Annotated in this window: 20 protein-coding genes and 1 tRNA gene; 3 read left to right on the top strand and 18 right to left on the bottom strand. The window is 55.1% G+C overall.

The features are described from left to right. Positions 1 to 51: 51 nt before the first annotated feature. The 5 genes from COMA1_RS05735 to COMA1_RS05715 form a co-directional block, all read right to left on the bottom strand. A complete protein-coding gene (locus tag COMA1_RS05735) occupies positions 52 to 1521 on the bottom strand; it encodes a pilus assembly PilX N-terminal domain-containing protein (RefSeq protein ID WP_090745030.1) in 1470 nt (489 codons plus the stop codon). A gap of 15 nt (positions 1522 to 1536) precedes the next feature. After that, positions 1537 to 2295, bottom strand: coding sequence for a PilW family protein (locus COMA1_RS05730; RefSeq protein ID WP_090745027.1), 759 nt, complete (start codon positions 2293 to 2295; stop codon positions 1537 to 1539). Then, positions 2292 to 2765 (bottom strand): type IV pilus modification PilV family protein, encoded by a 474-nt coding sequence (locus COMA1_RS05725; protein ID WP_090745024.1) that lies wholly within the window; start codon positions 2763 to 2765, stop codon positions 2292 to 2294. Before COMA1_RS05725 ends, COMA1_RS05730 begins: the two co-directional genes overlap by 4 nt. 8 nt (positions 2766 to 2773) lie before the next feature. Further along, a complete protein-coding gene (locus COMA1_RS05720) occupies positions 2774 to 3205 on the bottom strand; it encodes a GspH/FimT family pseudopilin (RefSeq protein WP_090745022.1) in 432 nt (143 codons plus the stop codon). A 288-nt stretch (positions 3206 to 3493) separates the two neighbouring features. After that, positions 3494 to 4279: a prepilin peptidase gene (locus COMA1_RS05715; RefSeq protein ID WP_090745019.1), complete on the bottom strand. Its 786-nt coding sequence runs from the start codon at positions 4277 to 4279 to the stop codon at positions 3494 to 3496. A gap of 155 nt (positions 4280 to 4434) precedes the next feature. Here COMA1_RS05715 and COMA1_RS05710 point away from each other — a divergent pair, with 155 nt between their 5' ends. Further along, a complete protein-coding gene (locus COMA1_RS05710) occupies positions 4435 to 4713 on the top strand; it encodes a LuxR C-terminal-related transcriptional regulator (protein WP_090745016.1) in 279 nt (92 codons plus the stop codon). Here the strand turns inward: COMA1_RS05710 and rlmB are convergent. From rlmB to alaC, 13 genes are all read right to left on the bottom strand, one after another. Next, on the bottom strand, positions 4672 to 5490 hold the full coding sequence (gene rlmB, locus COMA1_RS05705) for a 23S rRNA (guanosine(2251)-2'-O)-methyltransferase RlmB (RefSeq protein WP_090745013.1): 819 nt from the start codon (positions 5488 to 5490) through the stop codon (positions 4672 to 4674). The genes COMA1_RS05710 and rlmB overlap by 42 nt on opposite strands. Further along, on the bottom strand, positions 5465 to 6946 hold the full coding sequence (cysS, locus tag COMA1_RS05700) for a cysteine--tRNA ligase (RefSeq protein WP_090745010.1): 1482 nt from the start codon (positions 6944 to 6946) through the stop codon (positions 5465 to 5467). The genes rlmB and cysS overlap by 26 nt, the downstream gene beginning before the upstream one ends. 5 nt (positions 6947 to 6951) lie before the next feature. Beyond that, positions 6952 to 7593 (bottom strand): DedA family protein, encoded by a 642-nt coding sequence (locus tag COMA1_RS05695; RefSeq protein WP_218055311.1) that lies wholly within the window; start codon positions 7591 to 7593, stop codon positions 6952 to 6954. Then, positions 7590 to 8402: a 5'/3'-nucleotidase SurE gene (surE, locus tag COMA1_RS05690; RefSeq protein WP_090745007.1), complete on the bottom strand. Its 813-nt coding sequence runs from the start codon at positions 8400 to 8402 to the stop codon at positions 7590 to 7592. Before surE ends, COMA1_RS05695 begins: the two co-directional genes overlap by 4 nt. Before the next feature lie 91 nt (positions 8403 to 8493). Then, positions 8494 to 8570: transfer RNA gene (locus COMA1_RS05685), tRNA-Pro, on the bottom strand. 81 nt (positions 8571 to 8651) lie between these two features. Next, positions 8652 to 9002, bottom strand: coding sequence for a MerR family transcriptional regulator (locus COMA1_RS05680; RefSeq protein ID WP_090745004.1), 351 nt, complete (start codon positions 9000 to 9002; stop codon positions 8652 to 8654). Positions 9003 to 9044: 42 nt separating this feature from the next. Then, positions 9045 to 9320, bottom strand: a complete 276-nt coding sequence (locus COMA1_RS05675) for an integration host factor subunit alpha (RefSeq protein WP_086426756.1) — start codon at positions 9318 to 9320, stop codon at positions 9045 to 9047. Positions 9321 to 9457: 137 nt separating this feature from the next. Then, entirely contained in the window at positions 9458 to 11107 is a 1650-nt protein-coding gene (cimA, locus tag COMA1_RS05670; protein WP_090745001.1) for a citramalate synthase, read from the bottom strand. A gap of 449 nt (positions 11108 to 11556) precedes the next feature. Beyond that, positions 11557 to 12780 carry an aspartate kinase gene (locus COMA1_RS05665; RefSeq protein WP_090744998.1) on the bottom strand — a complete coding sequence of 408 codons (1224 nt, stop codon included), beginning with the start codon at positions 12778 to 12780 and terminating at the stop codon, positions 11557 to 11559. A 5-nt stretch (positions 12781 to 12785) separates the two neighbouring features. After that, positions 12786 to 13994, bottom strand: coding sequence for a 2,3-bisphosphoglycerate-independent phosphoglycerate mutase (apgM, locus tag COMA1_RS05660; RefSeq protein WP_090744995.1), 1209 nt, complete (start codon positions 13992 to 13994; stop codon positions 12786 to 12788). A gap of 16 nt (positions 13995 to 14010) precedes the next feature. Continuing rightward, the gene (thrC, locus tag COMA1_RS05655) at positions 14011 to 15069 is read right to left on the bottom strand and encodes a threonine synthase (protein WP_090744993.1); all 1059 of its coding nucleotides are present in this window, start codon (positions 15067 to 15069) and stop codon (positions 14011 to 14013) included. A 3-nt stretch (positions 15070 to 15072) separates the two neighbouring features. After that, the gene (locus COMA1_RS05650; protein WP_090744991.1) at positions 15073 to 16386 is read right to left on the bottom strand and encodes a homoserine dehydrogenase; all 1314 of its coding nucleotides are present in this window, start codon (positions 16384 to 16386) and stop codon (positions 15073 to 15075) included. Then, positions 16383 to 17579 (bottom strand): alanine transaminase, encoded by a 1197-nt coding sequence (gene alaC, locus COMA1_RS05645; protein WP_090744988.1) that lies wholly within the window; start codon positions 17577 to 17579, stop codon positions 16383 to 16385. Before alaC ends, COMA1_RS05650 begins: the two co-directional genes overlap by 4 nt. A gap of 290 nt (positions 17580 to 17869) precedes the next feature. On the opposite strand from alaC, the gene COMA1_RS05640 reads away from it, so the two are divergent. Both COMA1_RS05640 and COMA1_RS05635 read left to right on the top strand, forming a co-directional pair. Beyond that, entirely contained in the window at positions 17870 to 18583 is a 714-nt protein-coding gene (locus COMA1_RS05640) for a pyridoxine 5'-phosphate synthase (RefSeq protein WP_090744985.1), read from the top strand. A 50-nt stretch (positions 18584 to 18633) separates the two neighbouring features. After that, positions 18634 to 20217 (top strand): NAD(P)H-hydrate dehydratase, encoded by a 1584-nt coding sequence (locus COMA1_RS05635; protein ID WP_090744983.1) that lies wholly within the window; start codon positions 18634 to 18636, stop codon positions 20215 to 20217. Positions 20218 to 20230 lie beyond the last annotated feature (13 nt).

Below are 20230 nucleotides of genomic sequence, written 5' to 3'. Positions count from 1 at the left end.
CTAGAATGTATTTTTGGATTTATACCAATCGGCGAAGTACGTGGTCGCAGTTCAATATTTGGCGACCCATGTCCCAGGAGCACGATGGACTACCGGCAGACCTCGGAACCACCCCTGTCCGATATCGTGGTCGTACCAGACCTCAAGGGTATCGCGTGCATCTGTTCCTGTAATTGTTCCTCCACTGACCACTGCCCCATGCACCTTTGCTTTTCCAGTCACCGTGATATTGCCCGCGGCATACACCACACCGTTGAGCTGAATCCCTGAGAGCTGAACGGGCGTCCGTGCCAGGGTACCATTGAGATCGCTTCTCGGTGGGCTAAGTGCCTGGATGGTGGCCCCAGATCCAGAGGGATTGAGGTGGATATGGCCCTGCATGACAACCGTCGCTTCGAGATAGGAGGCCTGCAACCGGAGAACTCCGAGGTTGTCCAAGCGTGGCGGCAGTTGGTCCAGCGTATCGATAAAGAGCAACCCTTGTTGATCACCCGGTACCTGAGACTTCAACACCTCATCTGGAGAAACTCCTCGACCCGGTTCTACCACACCTTGCGGATATAACAACCCCTCTCGGTCAATCGCGAAGTAGCGCCCGAAGCGCTTCGCCATGTGCTTCAGTTCTTCGTAGGTCCATTGGTCCAGCCGCACCCCCGGGATCGGCGATTGGCTTTCGTGAATATTCGAAAGAAGCCCCGCTGCCTGCTCTGAATCCGGTTGAGTCACCAGGACCTGTCCCCCAACCCACGCTTCCATCCAGCGATCTTCTCGCTGCGCCGTCTCGTCATAAGTCTGCCCCGTTACCATGGCCGTCACGCTCTTGGTCGGGATATCGTTCTCATGGCTGAGGACAAGAGTTTCCCCTACTCGCAAATCTCCCCAATGCACTCTGACCGGTGATTCATGTCCTTGACGGAATTCCCCCAGATGCCGTGTCACTTGCACTGCAGCCTTCAGCGGGCGAAGATTCAAGGCACCCAGCTGTAGCAAGACGGACTGCCTGACCGATGGAGTTGTACCTGTGGCAATCGTGGCATCAACAGTACACAACAGGCCAGGATTCGATGGTGCATAGACCTTGACCGCTTCAACATGTCCTAAATGGCGCATCGCGCGGAAAACGCCGACTTCCGGATCGTTTAAGAGCCGTTCGTCCGCAGGATTCTCTGCAAGGAGGGCGACATCTGGCTGTTCACTTGTACCGGTAAACTGCGAACGCCCATTAAGATCAAAGAAAGACGGTCCTCCTTCACCGTCATAATGCCGCTTTTCCCGAAGAAGCTTGAGCTGTGGATGATCAGCGGTCGACTGTGGGTCATGAAACCATGCCAGGATCAGTTCACCCGCCGCATCGGCAAGCTGTTGAGCGACGACCCCTTGATTTCCAGCACGAGCACTGACGACCTCCTGCCCGGACAGATTGAAGAGGGTTGATGCTAAGAGCGATACCAGCAGAACGATGACCATCGCGCCGAGGAGTGCAATCCCTTGTTGATTTCCAGTGAGAGCTCGTTGAAGCATGGCGTTCTTCCTTGTTTATGATTGAATAGAGACATCCCGCAGCATCCGGCCTCGGAATTGATCAGAATCAATTTCTAATTCGATCCGTTTCACGCGGGAGATCGCGTTCGTTCTTTTCCCCATCTCGTCCCAATACGACAGCTGGACATCCATGAGACGCCCGATCATCACACTCGCCCCTCCATCGACCATGCGCATAAGTTGCGTGACTCCGTCCTCATCCCGTTTGGCGTAGTAAATGACCCGATTACGAACTTCCACACTCGCCCCCGCAGGGAACATTGCTCCAAGCGGCTCGAGCAATGTCAATTGGTTCCGTTGCCCTGCCCGTGCGAGCCGATGTGACTCGCAATTCGATAGACCACAAATCATGATGGTCTTTCCGACGCCCCATCCACTACCATCCTGCACGGCAATCACGGACTGCCCTGGGAGAAGAGCGCCGGTCGTATTGGTCCGAAGTGCGCCGAGATTCGCATGGAACAGAATCCGATCTGAGTCGGCGATCTCGATCGATTCGGGAGTTGCGAGCCGAACCTCCTGCTCGAAGACTTCCAGGCCTAGTCGCATATCTTGCTGTTGTCTGATTGCCGCGAACTGATTGTCTGCATGGGTTTTGGCCACAGTGAAGATGTCTAAGGTGGCCGCCATTACTGCGACCCCGATCGCCAAACTGAGTATCACCTCAATCATGGTGAACCCAGACTGGGCAAGTGCCATCTCAGGAGCAGACTGCCGTTGTATCGGATTAAGGATGGGCCTACCGTGACTCATCGGTACCCCACATAACTGGGATTCGCCCGCATTGTCGCCATCTGGACCTCCCGTTTCTCCTTGTTCCGCCCGAGATACGATGCCACCGCCTGAATCCTGACCATACTGGTTTCACCCAATGGTCCGGGGCGATCCGTCTCGACCGTCCAGACCACAGTTATTCCATCCCGCTCGTACATGGCGGTATAGATGCCATCGCCTGGGGCAATGTCGAAGCCGGTGCCATCATCGATCATGTGGGTTTCGGGAATACCATCTCGATCAAGATCATCTTCCAGCAGTAACTGCCACCGAACAGAACGCTTCGCTTCCAGCCTCCCATGAACCAACTCTAGCGCCTGGCTGTTCATCACACTCTGCCGAGCGTATCTGGAAGAGATCTCCACCGCGCCCAGTGTCCCCATTAGGGCGATACCAGAGATCATCATCGCCACCATGACCTCCACCAAACTGATGCCGGTACTATTCATTATCTGTCTCATAGAATGGATACTCGACCTGTGATACTCACGGTAAGCTTCTGACTCGAACCCGCTTGGCCATGGAGATGGATCGTCGTGGCCGTTGCAGACCGTCCACTCGGGTGAAACAGGATCTCCGACCCTGCACTCGGCTCTTCGATCACAAGTTGCTTGTCGCTGTAACGATAGACGTGATGCGTGAGCCCAGTGTTGACAAACTGTGTGACTAGTTCTCGCTGGTCTAGGTCGATGAGCACCCGCACACGGTCGTGGTTCGTAAGGGCCAGTTGCTTGGCAAGACGGAGTTCCGATGCGATCTCTTCGGCTGCACAGCGAACCTGGGTCCGGGAGTTGAGATGCATGAAGTTTGGTAGCGCCATACCCGCCACGATAGCGACAATGCCGACCACGACCAGGAGTTCTGTGACCGTCTTTCCTTCTTCCGTCATGTCTTCCTCTCCAGTTCTTTCTCCACTCGATTGACGTAGCGGTATCTCAAGAGTCGTGCCGCTCCGAATTCGATCCCCCATGGGCTGTGCCGTTGACTAAGTCCGCATGAATGGGAGTGATGCAACCTACTGAAAAAATGAGGACAACTTGCGGTTTCAGAGTGTGAGACTGTGGAGAATTACGTGTGCGGAGGAGTCGCCGGAAGAATGCGAATTACCTAACCGAAGAGATACAGTGCTCGACAGAAAAGATACAGTCGAATCGCTTGGAATCGGCCAGCAGAGCCATTATCCTGCCAATAGGCTCTGGTACCAATCAAGGAGTGACTGCCCAAAGAAGAGGGAAACCAGCGCGCCACAAACAAGAAACGGTCCAAAGGGGATATAGTCTTCCCGTCTAATTATCTTTGAAGCGATGAGGGTCACCCCGACGACCGATCCAAGAAATGACCCCAGCATGATGGTCATGACGGCAGGCTTCCACCCCATAAACGCTCCGATCATAGCGAGCAGCTTAATATCTCCCCCACCCATTCCCTCTTTACCAAAAAGATATGGGCTGGCCCAAGCAAGCAACCAGAGAATCCCCCCACCAACGAACAACCCGATGATGCCGTTGACAAGGCCCAGCGGCAGGATCGTACCTGCACTGATCAGGCCGAGTACAATTCCTGGGAATGTAATGGCATTTGGGATGATTTTATGACTCAGATCGGTTCCCGCGACTACGAGGAGCGAGGAATAGAGCCCCCAATAGACCACCGTGGTCCAGGTGAGTCCAAAAAACCATAGAATACCCACATAACCGAGCCCGTTTAGTATTTCTACCGCTGGGTATTGCAACGGAATGCGTACTGCGCACTGTCGGCACCGTCCGGCCAATGCCACATAACTCAGGATCGGGATATTGTCGTACCACGCAATGGCATGAGAGCAGGTGGGACAATGCGACCCGGGCCAGGCTACTGATTGGTGTCGCGGCAATCGATAAATGCAGACATTGAGAAAACTTCCAACGATAGCCCCAAAGAAACCACTAAATAGCAGCAGCAAAACGTTGTGACTGTCATGCATAATTGCTCAGAGTGCTTTCCCTACCTAGCATCCCCACTAGGGCCGAATTGCCTTTCTTTACTTTTTTCTGGCAACGTCCCATAATTGCCGCATTGCAAAACGACTGCAATCGAGTATACCTGAAACTGCGTACGATAAAAGGAGAACTCAACATCATGGCGAAGATAGCTGCAAAGACTCGTCCTCGGAAATCCCTTGCTGATCTTCAACCTCCGCCCCGTCCCCGCCGACCGGAATCCCTGACCTCACGAGAGCAGGAAATTCTTGAGTTGATTTGGGCTGGGTTCAAGAATAAAGAAATCGGTCAGCGCTTGAAGATCAGCGTCAAGACCGTAGAAGCCCACCGTGCCAATATGATGAAGAAGTTGCGCGTGTCGAATACGGCTCAACTGCTAAAGACCGCTATCCAGGGAGGGTCGCTCCGAGTCCGTTGAACTGCCTGCCGCGTGGTTGGCCTGCTCCCGTTGTCGCAGGACCTCGTACAAGACGATTGCCGCAGAAGCTGACACATTGAGGGATTGGACTTGGCCCCGGAGCGGGATACGAACACACTCGTCACAGTGCTGGACCACGCCTGATCGAATTCCAGTCCCCTCGGCCCCGAGAACGAATCCGACTGGTCCTCGATAGTCAATGTCGGTATATATTTTCTGAGCCGAGGGCGTCACGCCGTAGATCCATACCCCGGCTGCTTTGAGGGAATCCATCAGCCTGCTCAGGTTTGTCACACGCGCGACTGGGATATGGTCAATAGCGCCAGCCGAGGCTTTCGCAACCACGGAAGTCAGTCCCGCCGCCCTTCGCTCCGGGATAAAGACACCATGCACACCAGCCCCCTCCGCCGTCCGAAGAATAGCCCCCAGATTGTGCGGGTCTTCGACCCCATCGAGGATCACCAATAAGGGAGGCTCCTGTCGTTGGGCTGCACGATCCAGAATTTCCTCTTGAGTCCCATAGGCTTTTGCCGCAGTAAAGGCGACGATGCCTTGGTGCTTGCCATTGGGAACTAGCCGGTCGAGGGAAGCGAGGGGCTGAATATGAACGGGGATCCGGCGAGATCGGGCTAAGTGGACAAGATCAGTGAACTGTTTGTCGACACGGAGAACCAGGATTCGCTGAAGCTGTCTGTTACCAGCCTTCAGCGCTTCACGTACCGCATGGAGCCCATACAGAAGCTCTTCAGGATTAGCGCTTCCAGCGGCTGGTGCCATCGGGCTTGTCCTCGATGATAATTCCTAGAGATCTGAGTTCTTCTCTGATTCCATCGGCCTGTTTAAAGTTTTTTCGTTTCTTGGCTTCGATGCGCTCGGCTAATTTCGTCTCGATCTGAGCATCCGTCATTGCAGGTTTTATCAGTACAGTTGGTGCGAAGGTTGTAATAGTAAGGTGAGCGGTGCCTGGTATCGCGGTGATGCTGAATTCCCACCGATCCAACTGAAATAGTCCAAGCGTCGCCCCAAGTTTCCGGAACTCTTCTCCGGCTATCTTGCGTCCGGCCGTCGAGAGCCCCTTAACAAGGAGCTTATTGATATCGCTTTTAAACCCATGAAACGAGGCGATTGCACCAGAGGTGTTCAGATCATCATCCATTGCTATTTGAAAGGCAATCCGGCACCGATCAATCACCTCCCTAAGTTCTTCGTCAGCTACAGAAATTTCCTCCGGTTCATCCAATCGGTTTAGCAGAAGATCGTAGATTCCATTCAGTGCGTTCTTCGCCTCGTTCACTGCTTGGTCTGAGAAATCAAGTGGCCCATGGTAATGGGTCGACAGCAGAAAGTACCGCAGGGTCTCGCCCATGACTTCTGCCGACCACTTTGACTTCTCAAAGATTTCACGGATCGTGAAGAAGTTCCCCAGCGATTTGGACATCTTCTCTTTGTTGATCTGGACGAACCCGTTGTGCACCCAATAGCGTGCAAACTCTCTTCCCGTTGCGCCACATGATTGAGCAATTTCATTCTCATGGTGTGGAAAAATAAGATCCATCCCACCACCATGAATATCGAACGTTTCCCCCAGATGACGGATCGACATGGCGGAACATTCGATGTGCCACCCCGGACGACCGGGCCCCCAGGGACTCTCCCAGGACGGCTCACCTGGCTTACTACTCTTCCACAGGGCAAAATCCATCGGATGACGTTTCCGCTCATCCACGTCCACCCGCGCACCGGCTTGTAAGTCCTCAAGTCGTCGTTTTGACAGTCGTCCGTATTCTGGATATTTCACGACTTCAAAATACACATCTCCGTCCACGATATACGCCAACCCTTTGGCGACTAATCGCTCAGTCAGCTGGATGATGTCGGCAATATGTTCCGTAGCTTTTGGCTCTTCCGTCGCAACTCTGATTCCCAATTTACCCATGTCTTCGTGATACGCCTGAATGTATTTGGTCGTAACGGCGTCACAGGAAACACCCTGTTCTTGTGCTCTCTTAATGATCTTGTCGTCGACATCCGTGAAATTCTTCACGAAAGTCACGGCGTAGCCACAAGACTCCAGGTAACGACGGAGCACGTCAAAGACCAAGGCGCTGCGCGCATGGCCGATGTGACAATAGTCATAGACCGTCACACCACAGACGTACATGCGGACCTTCTTCGGTTCTATCGGCTGGAATACTTCTTGTCGCCCGGTCAGGGTATTGAAGAGTGTAAGCATGAGGGTTATGCCCCAGGACTTGTTCGTCGTCTCGGCCAGTGCGACCAGAGGAAGTAGCCGATCGCGACGGCGAGGACGAGCCCAATGACGATGTCAAATTGATGAAAGTAGTCTCGCAGATGTTCCCACTGTTCGCCCATCCGAAGCCCGATGTATGCCAAGAGATAGCACCACGGCAAGGCTCCGACAAAGGTGAAGACGACGAAGCGCGGGAAATTCATCCTCGCGATGCCGGCCGGGAGGGAAATGAAGGTGCGCACCACGGGAAGCATTCTTCCGAAAAACACGGCCGCCTCTCCATATTTGGCAAACCACCGATCGGCGACATCGAGATCATGGTGAGAGACCAAGAAATAGGGGCCAAAGCGTTCCGCGAACGGTCGCCCTCCCCACACTCCCACATAGTAAGCGACTATCGAGCCAAGCACATTGCCGACTGCACCAGCCAGGGTTACACCCCATATCGTAAACTCCCCGGTCATAACGAGGTACCCGGAGAAAGGCATGATGATTTCGCTCGGGAGAGGAATGCAGGCACTCTCAACCGCCATCGTAAAGAGAATCCCTCCATACCCAAACCTCGAAATGCAGGCGATGATGAATCGGCTCAGTTCACCAATAATCGACTCAATCAAGCTTCCGATCATTTCCCCACCGCCTTAGCCGAACGGCGGAAGGACGCTTGGACAGACCCTTTGCCGGCACTTCGCGCAATAACGGGTTCCCATGCTCTGAAGTGATCCACCACTGCATGGTTGGTAGTATCCAAGAGGATTGGTGTAATGGACACGTATCCGTCTTCAAGCGCCTCGTGATCCGCATCCTTACTACGACTCCACGAGACCCGCTTCCCGGCAATCCAATAGTAGGCTCGACCATGAGGATCGACTTTTTCGATGATTGGATTGTGGAACCGTCGTCGGCTCAGACAGGTAATCCGTACTCCTCGAATCTTGGACTGAGCCCGATCCGGGATGTTGACGTTCAAGAGGGTTTCGTCGGGAAGACCTTGGGCCAGCACAAGTCTGGCAACTCGAGTGGCATAGGTTGCGCCGATATTGAAGCGAAATGCCCCCTGCCCTTCCTGCGAAACGGCAAGAGAAGGTACACCAAGAATGGTGCCTTCCATCGCCGCTGATACCGTCCCCGAGTACATGACATCGTCGCCAAGGTTGACACCTTTGTTGATGCCAGATACGACGATGGCCGGAGGTTTGGGCATGACCTTGAGCAGGGCCAGATTCACACAGTCGACCGGCGTCCCGTTGACCGTATAGGTCCGCGGCGCCACGCGATGAACACGTAATGGCTTATGTAGGGTTACGGCGTGAGCGACGGCTGTGCGCTCCCGATCCGGAGCCACAACCCACACCTCCCCAATGGCCGCCAAGGCTTGTGCCAAGGCTGTAAGCCCAGGGGACTGGATGCCGTCGTCGTTGGTCACTAGGATACGCATGGAAGGACTACAATAAAAAAGCTGCCCGAGGCAGCTTCGACGGAACTACGAGATCCGTTTTCTTCCCTCATCTCTTCAAGACTCTGCAAACTGGTCGGGGCGGCGGGATTTGAACCCACGACCACTCGCACCCCAAGCGAGTGCGCTACCGGGCTGCGCTACGCCCCGACATGTTCTCGACTCTTGAGCCGGTCATTGTCGCAGATTCTCTCGTGATTGTCTCCGGTGAAATGCACCGTCTCTTTTGGTTTATGATGAATGCGAATCGATGATCTTCAGAATGACTTGGAGGTCGCCTCTCAGCTTTTTGGCGATCTCCCTCGGCCTCAGACGGCGGGTAGCAGCCCTCCCACGACGGACCCAATATCGCTTCACGCCCTCAAGCGTATGCCCTTCTTCATACAGCATGCGCTTGATGTGCAAGACGGTTTCGATATCGCGTTGAACGTACAGCCGTTGATTACCTCGACTCTTCTTAGGTTTTAAAAATGTAAATTGAGATTCCCAGAAACGGAGTACGTACGAGGGAAGCCTTGTCAGCCGACTCACCTCGCCGATCTTGTAGAAAACCTTGCTGCCCAGCCTGGGCTCAGTTCCCATGACCGGCCTCACGGTTCGGTCGACAATGTGGGTGAAGTCGCCTTACGAATTGACGTACTTCTTGAATACCTGGCTCGGACGAAATGTAACGACTCGCCGGGGGGTAATCCCAATCTCTTCTCCGGTCCGTGGGTTGCGCCCCTTCCGGGCGCCTTTGCTCCGCACGACAAAATTGCCAAACCCTGCGATTTTAACCGATTCTCCCTTCTGCAGTACCGACTTGAGGAGATTCAGCACGAACTCGACGATATCAGCCGCTTCATTTTTTGAAATCCCAACCTGCTTAAAAATTTCCTCAGCGATATCCGCCTTTCTCATGCCATCCCCCCCTACATGACGACGACCCACCGCATTCCCTGTCAGAACCATCCACCCAGTGCGGTAAGTTTGTCTTAAGTTACGTGAGGTTATGACACCTGTCAAGAATAAATTTGGAGAATGCTTACGAAAATACTCTAGTTTTTTGACAGCAGTTTATATTCGATACTATCGACGAGAGCCTGCCACGTCGCTTCAATGATATTTTCAGAGACCCCCACCGTTCCCCATTTGTCTTTGTGATCGCCCGACTCGATTAAGACACGCACTTTTGATTCGGTCCCACGATTCGCCGCCAACACCCGGACCTTGTAGTCGAGCAGTTTCACCTCTCGAAGCTGCGGATAGAACTTCTCCAGGGCTTTGCGCAATGCATGATCCAACGCATTGACCGGCCCCGCCCCGACCGCCGCCGTGTGCTCGACCACCTCCCCAACCTTGACCATCACCGTCGCCTCCGAGAGCAGGGAACCATCCTCCTGCTTCTTCTCGACGATCACACGAAAGCCAAGCAATCGAAATGACGACTTGTGACTCCCCATCGCCTTTCGCATCAACAACTCAAATGAGCCCTCGGCCCCTTCGAATTGATAGCCCTGACTTTCTCGTTCCTTCAGGGTATGGACCAGCTCATCAACTTTGGCGTGGTTCTTCGAAAGCCTGATTCCATAGGCTTCGATTTTGTCGAGCAGACCGCTGCGTCCTCCGTAGTCGGAGATCAACATCCGCTGCCGATTGCCGACACGAGCCGGATCGATATGTTCATAGGTCGCCGAGTTCTTCAACACTGCGTGAATGTGCACCCCGCCTTTATGGGCGAACGCGGAATCTCCGACGTAGGGCTGATGCTTATTGGGCATCAGATTGGCGATCTCCGTGACAAATCCGGATACATCCTTGAGATGGCTCAGGGTATTGCTCAGGGCCTGGCGTTTCATTTTCAGCTCGAGATTCGGAATAATGGAGCAGAGGTTGGCGTTTCCACAGCGTTCTCCAATGCCATTGATCGTCCCCTGTACCTGCTGAATGCCCATCTCGATCGCCACAAGGGAATTCGCCACGGCCATTTCACAGTCGTTATGTGCGTGGATACCGAGCGGCACCCCGCATTCCCGCTGCACGACCCCGCAGATCTCACGGATTTCCCAAGGCATCGTGCCCCCGTTGGTGTCACAAAGAATCACTCGCTCCGCACCGGCTTGCACCGCTTGCCTGATCGTATTCAACGCATAGTCCGGATTGGTCTTATAGCCATCGAAGAAATGCTCCGCATCGTAGAAGACACGGCGTCCTTTTCCTCGGAGATAGCCGATGGAGTCACCGATCAACTCAAGGTTTTTGTGCAGGGAGATACCGAGCGCGTCGGTCACATGGAGCGACCAGGTCTTCCCAAAGAGCGTGATAATCTTTGTGTCTGCACCGAGTAACGCCTGTAGATTCGGATCCTTGCGAACCGTATTGCTGGCTTTCCTGGTCGACCCGAACGCGATGACGTCCGCACGTTTCAGCGGAATCGTCTTGATCATCCGAAAGAATTCAATATCTTTTGGATTCGCGCCGGGCCATCCACCTTCAATAAAATGCACGCCCAGGCTATCCAACTTCTGTGCAATCAACACCTTGTCTGCAGCGGAGAAACTGACATCCTCCGCCTGCGCGCCATCACGCAACGTGGTGTCATAGATTTCTAATTTCGCCGTCTGCTCGACAGACGGACTTTTAACAGCAACCGGAGCCTGTTCACGGACAACGCGGGAAGTACGTGATCGTTTGGTATAGCTAGCCATGGGGGGAAAGGGTATCAGGAGAGGGGCTCCCCTGTCGAGACGTCAGGCCTGAGCGACTTGCACCATCACTCGGTCAATTTCTGAATGAGTTGATCAGAACTTACGACGCGCATCTGACAACCGTTATGACTCTGAACATCACCTGGTGGCTGCCTATTATGCGTTGCGTTTGCAATCCCCTCCGGCCCGTTTACTATCACAACCAGAATCGCGAGATTCGAATCCATCCAGTTCTAATAGCACTGATCGATGACTCTCCCAGTTTCTGAGGTGCATAGACTTCCCTCAGGCTCAGGAACAAATCATGTAGCAGTCCAGGAATTCCTCGAAAGGAACACTGTTGATTTCATTAGCTGACAACAGGAAGCAGGTTTATCGTGAGGCAGCTGCGTCCGACGAAAGCCGATCCAAGTGGTGATGGTCGTGTGCTGGTCTTATTCCGACTGGTATCAGGACCGCACTTGGTCAAGACCGAATGCTGAATGGAGGGAGCGCATGGCCAGTTCGAGGTACTTCTCATCGATCACGCAAGAGATTTTGATCTCCGACGTACTGATCATCATGATGTTGACCCCCTCGTGCGACAGCACGTTGAACATCTTGGCTGCCACGCCGGAATGCGACCGCATGCCTACGCCGATAAGCGAAACCTTCGCAATGGCTTCGGTGACGGAGACCGATTTGGCCTCGATATCCTTCGCCACGCCTTGGATGAGGGGCACGGCTTTTTTGAGGTCCGCCCGGGGGACGGTAAAGGAGAGGTCCGTCAAGGCTGCTTGGCTGATGTTCTGAATGATCATATCGACATTGATGTTGGCATCGGCCACAGGCCCGAAGATCCGAGCGGCAATGCCCGGCTTATCCGGGACACCGATAATCGTGATCTTTGCCTGGTTCCGGTCACCCGTGACTCCGGCAACCGCCGCCGCTTCCATATCCGTATCTTCCTTCGTCACGAGCGTTCCCTTTCCTTCTTTGAAGCTGGAATTCACTTCGACCGGCACGTTGAACTTCGCCGCGAATTCCACCGATCGAGTCTGCAGCACTTTGGCGCCAAGACTCGCCATTTCGAGCATCTCTTCATAGGAAATCTTGTCGATGCGCTTCGCCGCCGGGACAATATTGGGATCGGCGGTGTAGACCCCGTCGACATCGGTAAAGATAATGCAGCGATCGGCTTTGAGTGCTGCCGCCACCGCAACTGCGGAAAGATCGGACCCACCTCGCCCCAGCGTCGTCACATCCGACCGTTCGTTGATGCCTTGAAACCCCGCCACAACCGGCACCACCCCTTGATCCAGGGCCTCGCGGAGCCGTCCGGACGTCACGCGTGCGATACGCGCCTTCGTATGGGCGCTGTCAGTCATGATGCCTACCTGCCGGCCTGTAAACGAGCGCGCATCAACACCTCTCCCACGTAACTCCATCGCCAACAGGGCGATGGTGACGCGCTCGCCGGTGGAGAGCAGCATGTCCATCTCCCGATCATCCGGAGTCGCGGTCACTTCGTGGGCGAGTTTAATGAGGCGATCTGTTTCACCGCTCATCGCGGAGAGCACGACGACAACTTGATGGCCGTCTCGAAGTGTTTTTTCGACACGATCGGCCACCCGTTGGATACGCTCGATTGTCCCGACCGACGTGCCGCCGTATTTCTGGACGATCAGTGCCACGATGGTCAGCTTTTAGAGAAGAACTTATTCACGAACTTTGTGGCATCGCGAGCAGGCATATCGGCGGCCTGAGCATCTATCTCAGTGAATCGACGGCCGGCTGATCCGGCAACTTGCTGGCCTCCCTCGCCGAACGCATAAAAGGGTTGGCCGTTGACCCCTCGTCCGTGCTCGCACACGACCAGGAACCGAAAGGGCCCTTGTTTGGCCAGGCCCTCAACAAGCGGACCAACCAAATGACGGTCGAACTCTTCGATGCCACGCACCTTTGCTTTGATATCAGTGCCGTGCATGATCTCGTCCGTCAATCGAGCGTGAACATACACAAAATCTTTCTTGGCAAATTCTGCGAGCGCCACAGTAGCCCTGGTGCGCAGATCGCCGTCGGCCAGTCGTTCCGGATCGACTGCCTCAAGGCCGGCACAGATCCCGACGCCGCGGTAGACATCGCTGGTCGCCACGACGGCCCCGGCAATGTCGTACTTTTCGGTGAGGCTCGGCCACATGACGGCTCGTCCCTCACCCCACAGCCACACACAATTTGCCGCTTTCTTTCCCTCGGCAATCCGCTCATCGTTGACCGGATGATCGCGCATGATCACATGCGCCGCATCCATGAGCTTGCGGAGAATGTCTGCACCGTCGCCCGTGGGCAGAGCATCGACAATGGATTGACCAAGGAAGGACTGCGGATCGTGACAGAGCGCTCGCGACTTGCCATTGACCCAGACCATGAGATGGCGATGACCGGCGCCCGGATAGAACTGAATGGTTTCGGAACCGAGTTGCTCGTTGATCGCCTCGAGCAATTCGCGGGCCTCTTCAGTTTCGATTAAGCCGGCTGTCGCATCGTCCATGATCACATTCGGCCCTAATTTCTTAATCTCTGCGCCCTTTCCACCATCGGCTCGCAGCGTGACCATCGTGCAGCGATAGACCACGTCATGTTCCGTCACCGAGACACCCAGGCTTGCCGCTTCCAGCGGCCCGGGACCTTGATAGTATTTCTTCGGGTCATAGCCGAGAATGGCCGCCCCGAGCAATCCACCTCCATGCCGAATCCCCTCGCTTGGAATGATCAGCTGACCGAGCTCTCCCGTTTGAGTGAGCTGATCGAGATGAGGAGTGGCGGCCGCCTGCAGTGGTGTTCGCCCATTGAGTTCTGCTTGTGGATGGTCCGCCATCCCACCAGCATGCACGATCACATATTTCATCGAATCTACACGCCTTTCACACGTTCAATAATCGAGCGACATCCTCGCGCGTCGCCTTGACCGTCAGTGGTTGTTTGGACACAGAAATGGCGGTATCGGCATCCTTCAGGCCATGTCCTGTCAGAGTACATACCACCGTGTCACCTTCCCGCAGAGCCTTGTGACGATGAAGCTTGGCCACGCCGGCCACGGAGGCGGCCGAGGCCGGCTCGCAAAAGACCCCTTCCGTGGCAGCCACCACTGTATAGGCCTGAAGAATTTCGTCGTCTGTCACCATATCGATCGCGCCGGATGACTCTTGCACCGCGTTCAAAGCCGAGGACCAACTCGCAGGGTTGCCGATCCGAATGGCGGTTGCAATGGTTTGTGGTTGTTCGACAACCTTCCCCAATACGATGGGGGCCGCACCTGCCGCTTGAAACCCCATCATGCGGGGCAGCCGTGTGGTCTGACTGGCGGCACGATACTCCTTGTAGCCCTTCCAATACGCTGTGATATTTCCGGCATTTCCCACCGGCAAGACGTGGATGGCCGGAGCATCGCCGAGTTGATCGCAGACCTCAAACGCTGCGGTCTTCTGCCCTTCAATCCTGTACGGATTCACGGAGTTCACGAGTTCGATATGAAGTGAGGTTGATAGGTCTTTGACGAGGGTGAGGGCCTGATCAAAGTTTCCTTCTATCTGAATGACCGTCGCCTGATGCATCATGGCTTGAGACAATTTGCCCATTGCGATCTTGCCGGCTGGAATCAACACATACACCGACAATCCGGCTCGAGCTCCATAGGCGGCGGCGGACGCTGACGTATTCCCCGTTGACGCGCACATGACCGCCCGCACACCACTCTCCACCGCTTTCGAAATGGCAAAGGTCATCCCCCGGTCTTTAAATGATCCGGTAGGATTGACCCCTTCGAACTTGAGATAGAGTTCAATCCCAGGCGCAATCGCCTTGGCCAGTCGTGCAGCACGAATCAGTGGGGTATTTCCCTCGCCCAAGCTGATGACTGGAGTCTTCTCGGTAACAGGAAGGAATTTACGGTATTCCTCTATAATTCCTCGCCAACGATTCATCGGTTACTCGTCTCTACCTTCCACACGGATCAATCTCGTCGGTTCAGCCACGAATGCGTGCCGGTTGATTTCGCGAAGTGCGGTTTGTACGTCGCGTTCTTTGGCCATGTGAGTCTTAATGACAACCGGGACAGTCTGCCCCTCTCGTCGCCCCTGTTGAACCATCGAGGAGATACTGATCCCGCAACGCCCGAGTTCACCCGCGATCTGCGCCAAGACTCCAGGGCGGTCCACCACGGTAAACCGGAGGTAGTAGAGCGAACTAATCTCCTCCATGGCCCGAAGCCGTAACGGTCGCCGATGGTCCTGTTGGAATGAGGCAACCGGCACCCGGCCGATCGCACCTTTGAGAATATTGCGCCCGATGGCGATCACATCGCTGACCACCGCACTCCCGGTCGGCATGGACCCGGCTCCGCGCCCATAAAGCACAACATCACCGACGGCATCCCCAACAAGCTGGATGGCATTGTACACATCTTCGACTTGTGCAATGGGAGAGGTGGACGGAAGCATCGTGGGATGCACCCGCGCTTCGATTTCTCCGTTCACACACTTCGCGATGCCCAAGAGCTTGATCGTGCAGCCAAACTGTTTGGCGTACGCGATGTCGGTCGGCGTGATGTTCGTGATCCCTTCCGTATAAATTTCCTTGAAGTTGACAGGAGTACCGTAGGCGAGATTCACGAGAATGGCCAGTTTGTGCGCAGAATCGACCCCGGCGACATCAAACGTGGGGTCCGCCTCCGCATAGCCCGCCTGCTGAGCGTCTGCGAGTACCGCCTGAAAGTCGTGCCCCTCTTGGGTCATTCTCGACAAGATATAGTTGGATGTTCCATTGATGATTCCGTATATGGACTCGATCGTATTGCCGGCCAGCCCTTCCGTCAACGCTCGAAGCACAGGGATTCCACCGCCCACGCTGGCCTCGAACCCCAACTCCACACCCTTCCGGGTGGCGGCCGCAAAGATTTCTTCGCCGTGCAACGCCAAGAGCGCCTTGTTCGCCGTCACAACATGCTTCCCGGCAGCGATCGATTCCAATATGATTCGCTTTGCCGTGTCGTACCCACCGATCAGTTCAATCACGATGTCGATGTCGGGATCCGCCAGGACTTGCTTCGCATCGGTCGTGAGGACCCCTGGAGCTACCGTCACTCCACGGTCCTTGACAATGTCCAGGTCTGCCACGCGAACCAATTCAATCGGCACGCCGACCCGGCGGCGGATGAGATCGGCATTACTAAGGAGAGTCTTGGCGACCCCGGTGCCGACGGTCCCAAACCCAATGATCCCCACTCCGATCCGAGACTTCATTCCTCGTCTCCCTCAAGCTTGAGGGTTTTGCGGATCCCACGGACCGCCTGCCGCGTACGATGTTCGTTCTCCACGAGTCCAAACCGCACGTACTCATCGCCCCCTTCGCCGAATCCGATTCCAGGCGACACCGCCACCTTGGCGTCTTTGAGCAAGAGCTTCGAAAACTCCAACGAGCCCATGTGGCGATAGGGCAAGGGGATGCGCGCCCACACGAACATTGTCGCCAACGGCTTCGCGACTTGCCACCCAATTCGGTTCAGCCCACCGACCAGCACATCGCGACGTTTCTGATATCGATGCACGGTTTCTTTGACACAGTCCTGTGGGCCGTTCAGTGCGATGACGCTCGCAATTTGAAGAGGCTGGAAAATCCCATAATCGAGGTAGCTCTTGATCTTCGCCAACGCACCGACGACCTCTCGATTACCGACACAGAAGCCGACGCGCCAGCCAGGCATATTATAGGCTTTCGACAGGGTATAAAATTCCACCCCGCAGTCCTTTGCTCCTGGAACCTGAAGAAAACTCGGGGCCTTATAGCCGTCAAAGACCAGATCAGCATAGGCCAGATCGTGGATGACGATGACATTGTGTTCCTTGGCAAACGCCACGATCTTCTTGAAAAAGCCCAGATCCGCCACCGCGGTTGTGGGGTTGTGCGGGAAATTGATAACCAGAATCTTGGGCCGCGGGAACGTCTGCCGATAGACACGGGTGAGATCTTCAAAAAAATCGCTGTCCTGGCGAAGCTCGATGCCGCAGACTTCCCCGCCGGCAATGATGAAACTGTACATATGAATAGGATAGGTCGGCGTAGGAGTCATGACCACGTCGCCGGGACCGATGATGGCCAGAGCGAGGTGCGCGAGGCCTTCCTTCGATCCGATCGTGACGATCGCTTCGGTCTCCGGGTCGAGATCGACATTATAGTTTCGCTTGTACCACCCGCAAATGGCGTGCCGAAGCTTGGTGATCCCACGTGATGCAGAGTAACGATGATTCTTCCCTTTACGTGCGGCTTCGATCATCTTCTCGACAATGTGCGTAGGGGTAGGTTGATCCGGATTCCCCATGCCGAAGTCGATGATGTCTTCACCCCGTTGCCGTGCTTCCAGCTTCAGTGCTTGAACCTGCGCGAAGACATACGGAGGCAATCGCTTGATTCGATAAAACCCGTCGCCCAACCCCATGAAGTTCCTTTGACTATTCGTGCGGGAGAATGCTCACCCGACGCGCCGTGGCAAATGAGCCTAGAGGTTCACCAGGCGCCTATTTTAATGGAGCAGTCCAGTCCAGTCAATTTCCCAAGTTTTTAAAAGACTTCCCGTCGGGAGACGAGGATCTGACACAAAGGATTTTCCGTCTAGGCCGTTCTTGCCCCCCTTCCCCCCTTTCTGTTACTAATAGCATTGAGATTATCTCACTCGTCTGTCTCTTGTCTTTAATTTTACCCAGTAGCATAGCTGTTGAAGGAGGGTGAATGGCTCGGCTCGGCGTGAATATCGACCATGTTGCGACCTTGAGACAGGCTCGTGGGGGGACCGATCCTGATCCGTTGGCGGCCGCCGTTCTCGTTGAACTGGCAGGGGCTGATGGTTTAGTCGTTCATCTTCGAGAAGACCGACGCCACATTCAAGATCGAGATCTACATCTGCTTCGCGAAGTTTCCCGAACAAAGCTCGACCTTGAAATGGCCACGGACGCCGAGATGGCAAAGATCGCCCTCAATATCAAACCCGACCTTGTCACCCTGGTACCGGAAAAGCGTCAGGAACTCACCACGGAGGGCGGCCTCGATGTCGTGGGTGAACGAGAGCGCATTCAGCACATCGTGAACTTGCTCCGTAACGGCGGCATCCCGGTCTGCGTCTTTATTGAGCCGGACTTGAACCACATTAAAGCCGCCCATAAAATCGGGGTGGATTTCGTGGAGCTGCACACCGGACGCTATGCCAATGCGACGCGATCGAAAGAAGCCGACACCGAATTCGAGGCTATTACCCTCGCCGCAAAACTCGCGTACAAACTTGGAATCGGTGTGAACGCAGGACATGGGCTGAACTACCGTAATATCAAACGGCTGACGCATGTTCCTGAAATCGTGGAATACAATATCGGGCATAGCATTATTGCGCGTGCGGTCCTTGTGGGCCTAGTGCAAGCCGTCAAAGAAATGAAGGCGCTGCTGGGCTAGGGGACGTCCTCTCCTGCCAGCTTCGTCATTCTCGCGACCAACAGCTTTTCATGATCAAAATCATCACCGCTGCACAAATGCAGGAGCTCGAGCGCCGAACTATCGGAGAAGCTCGCATCCCTGCGACTACCTTGATGGAGCGAGCGGGGTCAGGCGTGGCCACATGCATCGAGCAGTGGATGGGGACTGTCAGTGGTAAGACGATTACCGTGGTCTGTGGGAAAGGGAATAATGGCGGCGACGGGTTCGTGGCCGCTCGGCTGCTTCGGCGACGCCGTGCCAATGTTCGTGTCCTGGCGATGGCCTCCCTCTCCGAGTTAAGCCGAGACGCTGCGTTGATGTACAGGCAGTTTGTAAAAGTTGCCGGCAAGTCTGCCGTCATTCCCTACAGATCCAAGGAGGTGTCGCACTCGCTGTTCCAGGAAAGCGATCTACTTGTGGATGCGCTGCTTGGAACGGGACTGTCTTCGACCGTCACCGGTCGCTATGGCGAAGTGATTCAGAGCATGAACGAGGTGAACCGTCACGTCGTGGCTATTGATTTACCCTCGGGCCTTCACGCCGATACCGGAACCGCGTTTGGATCGGCTGTTCATGCCGCGCTCACAGTCACCTTTGGCCTGCCCAAGATAGGTCTGTACCAGAATCAAGGGATCGACTTGGCTGGGAACATCCATCTTGTCGATATTGGGATACCACCGTCCTATGTCGATGCCATAGAAAGCCGAGTGGCCTTACTCACACCTCAGTGGGTTCACGAGCATCTTCCACGACGTGAGCGATCGGGACACAAGGGAACCTACGGACACGCCGGGGTCATTGCAGGGTCTGTTGGAAAGACCGGCGCGGCCGCGATGGCTGCCCAAGCGGCACTGCGTGTAGGGGCCGGCCTCGTCACCGTTGCAACTCCTTCAAGTGTCAACGACGTATTGGAAGCCAAACTCTTGGAAGTCATGACCCTCCCGATGCCGGAAACAAAGGCCAGGACGTTTTCCCGCGCCGCATTAGATCGTCTCCTCGCCTTCATGGCGACCAGAGATGCGATAGCAATCGGCCCAGGATTATCAACTCATCATGAGACGGTTGAACTCATCCAGGCATTGACCGCACGACTCGACCGACCAGCGGTGCTTGACGCTGATGCGCTGAATGCCCTGACTGGACGTACCGCGATCCTCGCGTCATGCAAAATCCCTCCGATCATCACTCCCCATCCAGGGGAAATGGCTCGGTTGGAGGCTGAGGCCACTCCTCAGACAGTTAATCGTGATCGAATTGGTACCGCCACTCGATTTGCCAGAGAGCGTGGTTTGTTCGTCATCTTGAAGGGAGCACGAACGGTTATTGCACGACCAGACGGCACCATTGCAATCTGTCCAACCGGTAACCCTGGGATGGCGACCGCCGGTACGGGAGATGTGTTGACTGGGATGGTCGTTGGTCTGCTGGCGCAAGGCCTGCCGTCATGGGAAGCTGCCTGCACGGCAACCTATCTGCACGGAGCAGCCGGCGATCTGGCTGCAGCCATCAAGGGGGAAATGGGCATGATCGCGGGGGACCTGCTTGAGCACATTCCCACTGCGCTGAACAAGATTCTGGCCCCCCCCACGAACCAGGTCCGGTCGGGAACTTAACGGTCTGGTAGAA

The sequence above is a fragment of the Candidatus Nitrospira nitrosa genome (assembly GCF_001458735.1).
Classification (GTDB): domain Bacteria; phylum Nitrospirota; class Nitrospiria; order Nitrospirales; family Nitrospiraceae; genus Nitrospira_D; species Nitrospira_D nitrosa.
Note: the sequence above shows the minus strand (reverse complement) of the source record. Positions and strands in the feature narration are given on the sequence as shown.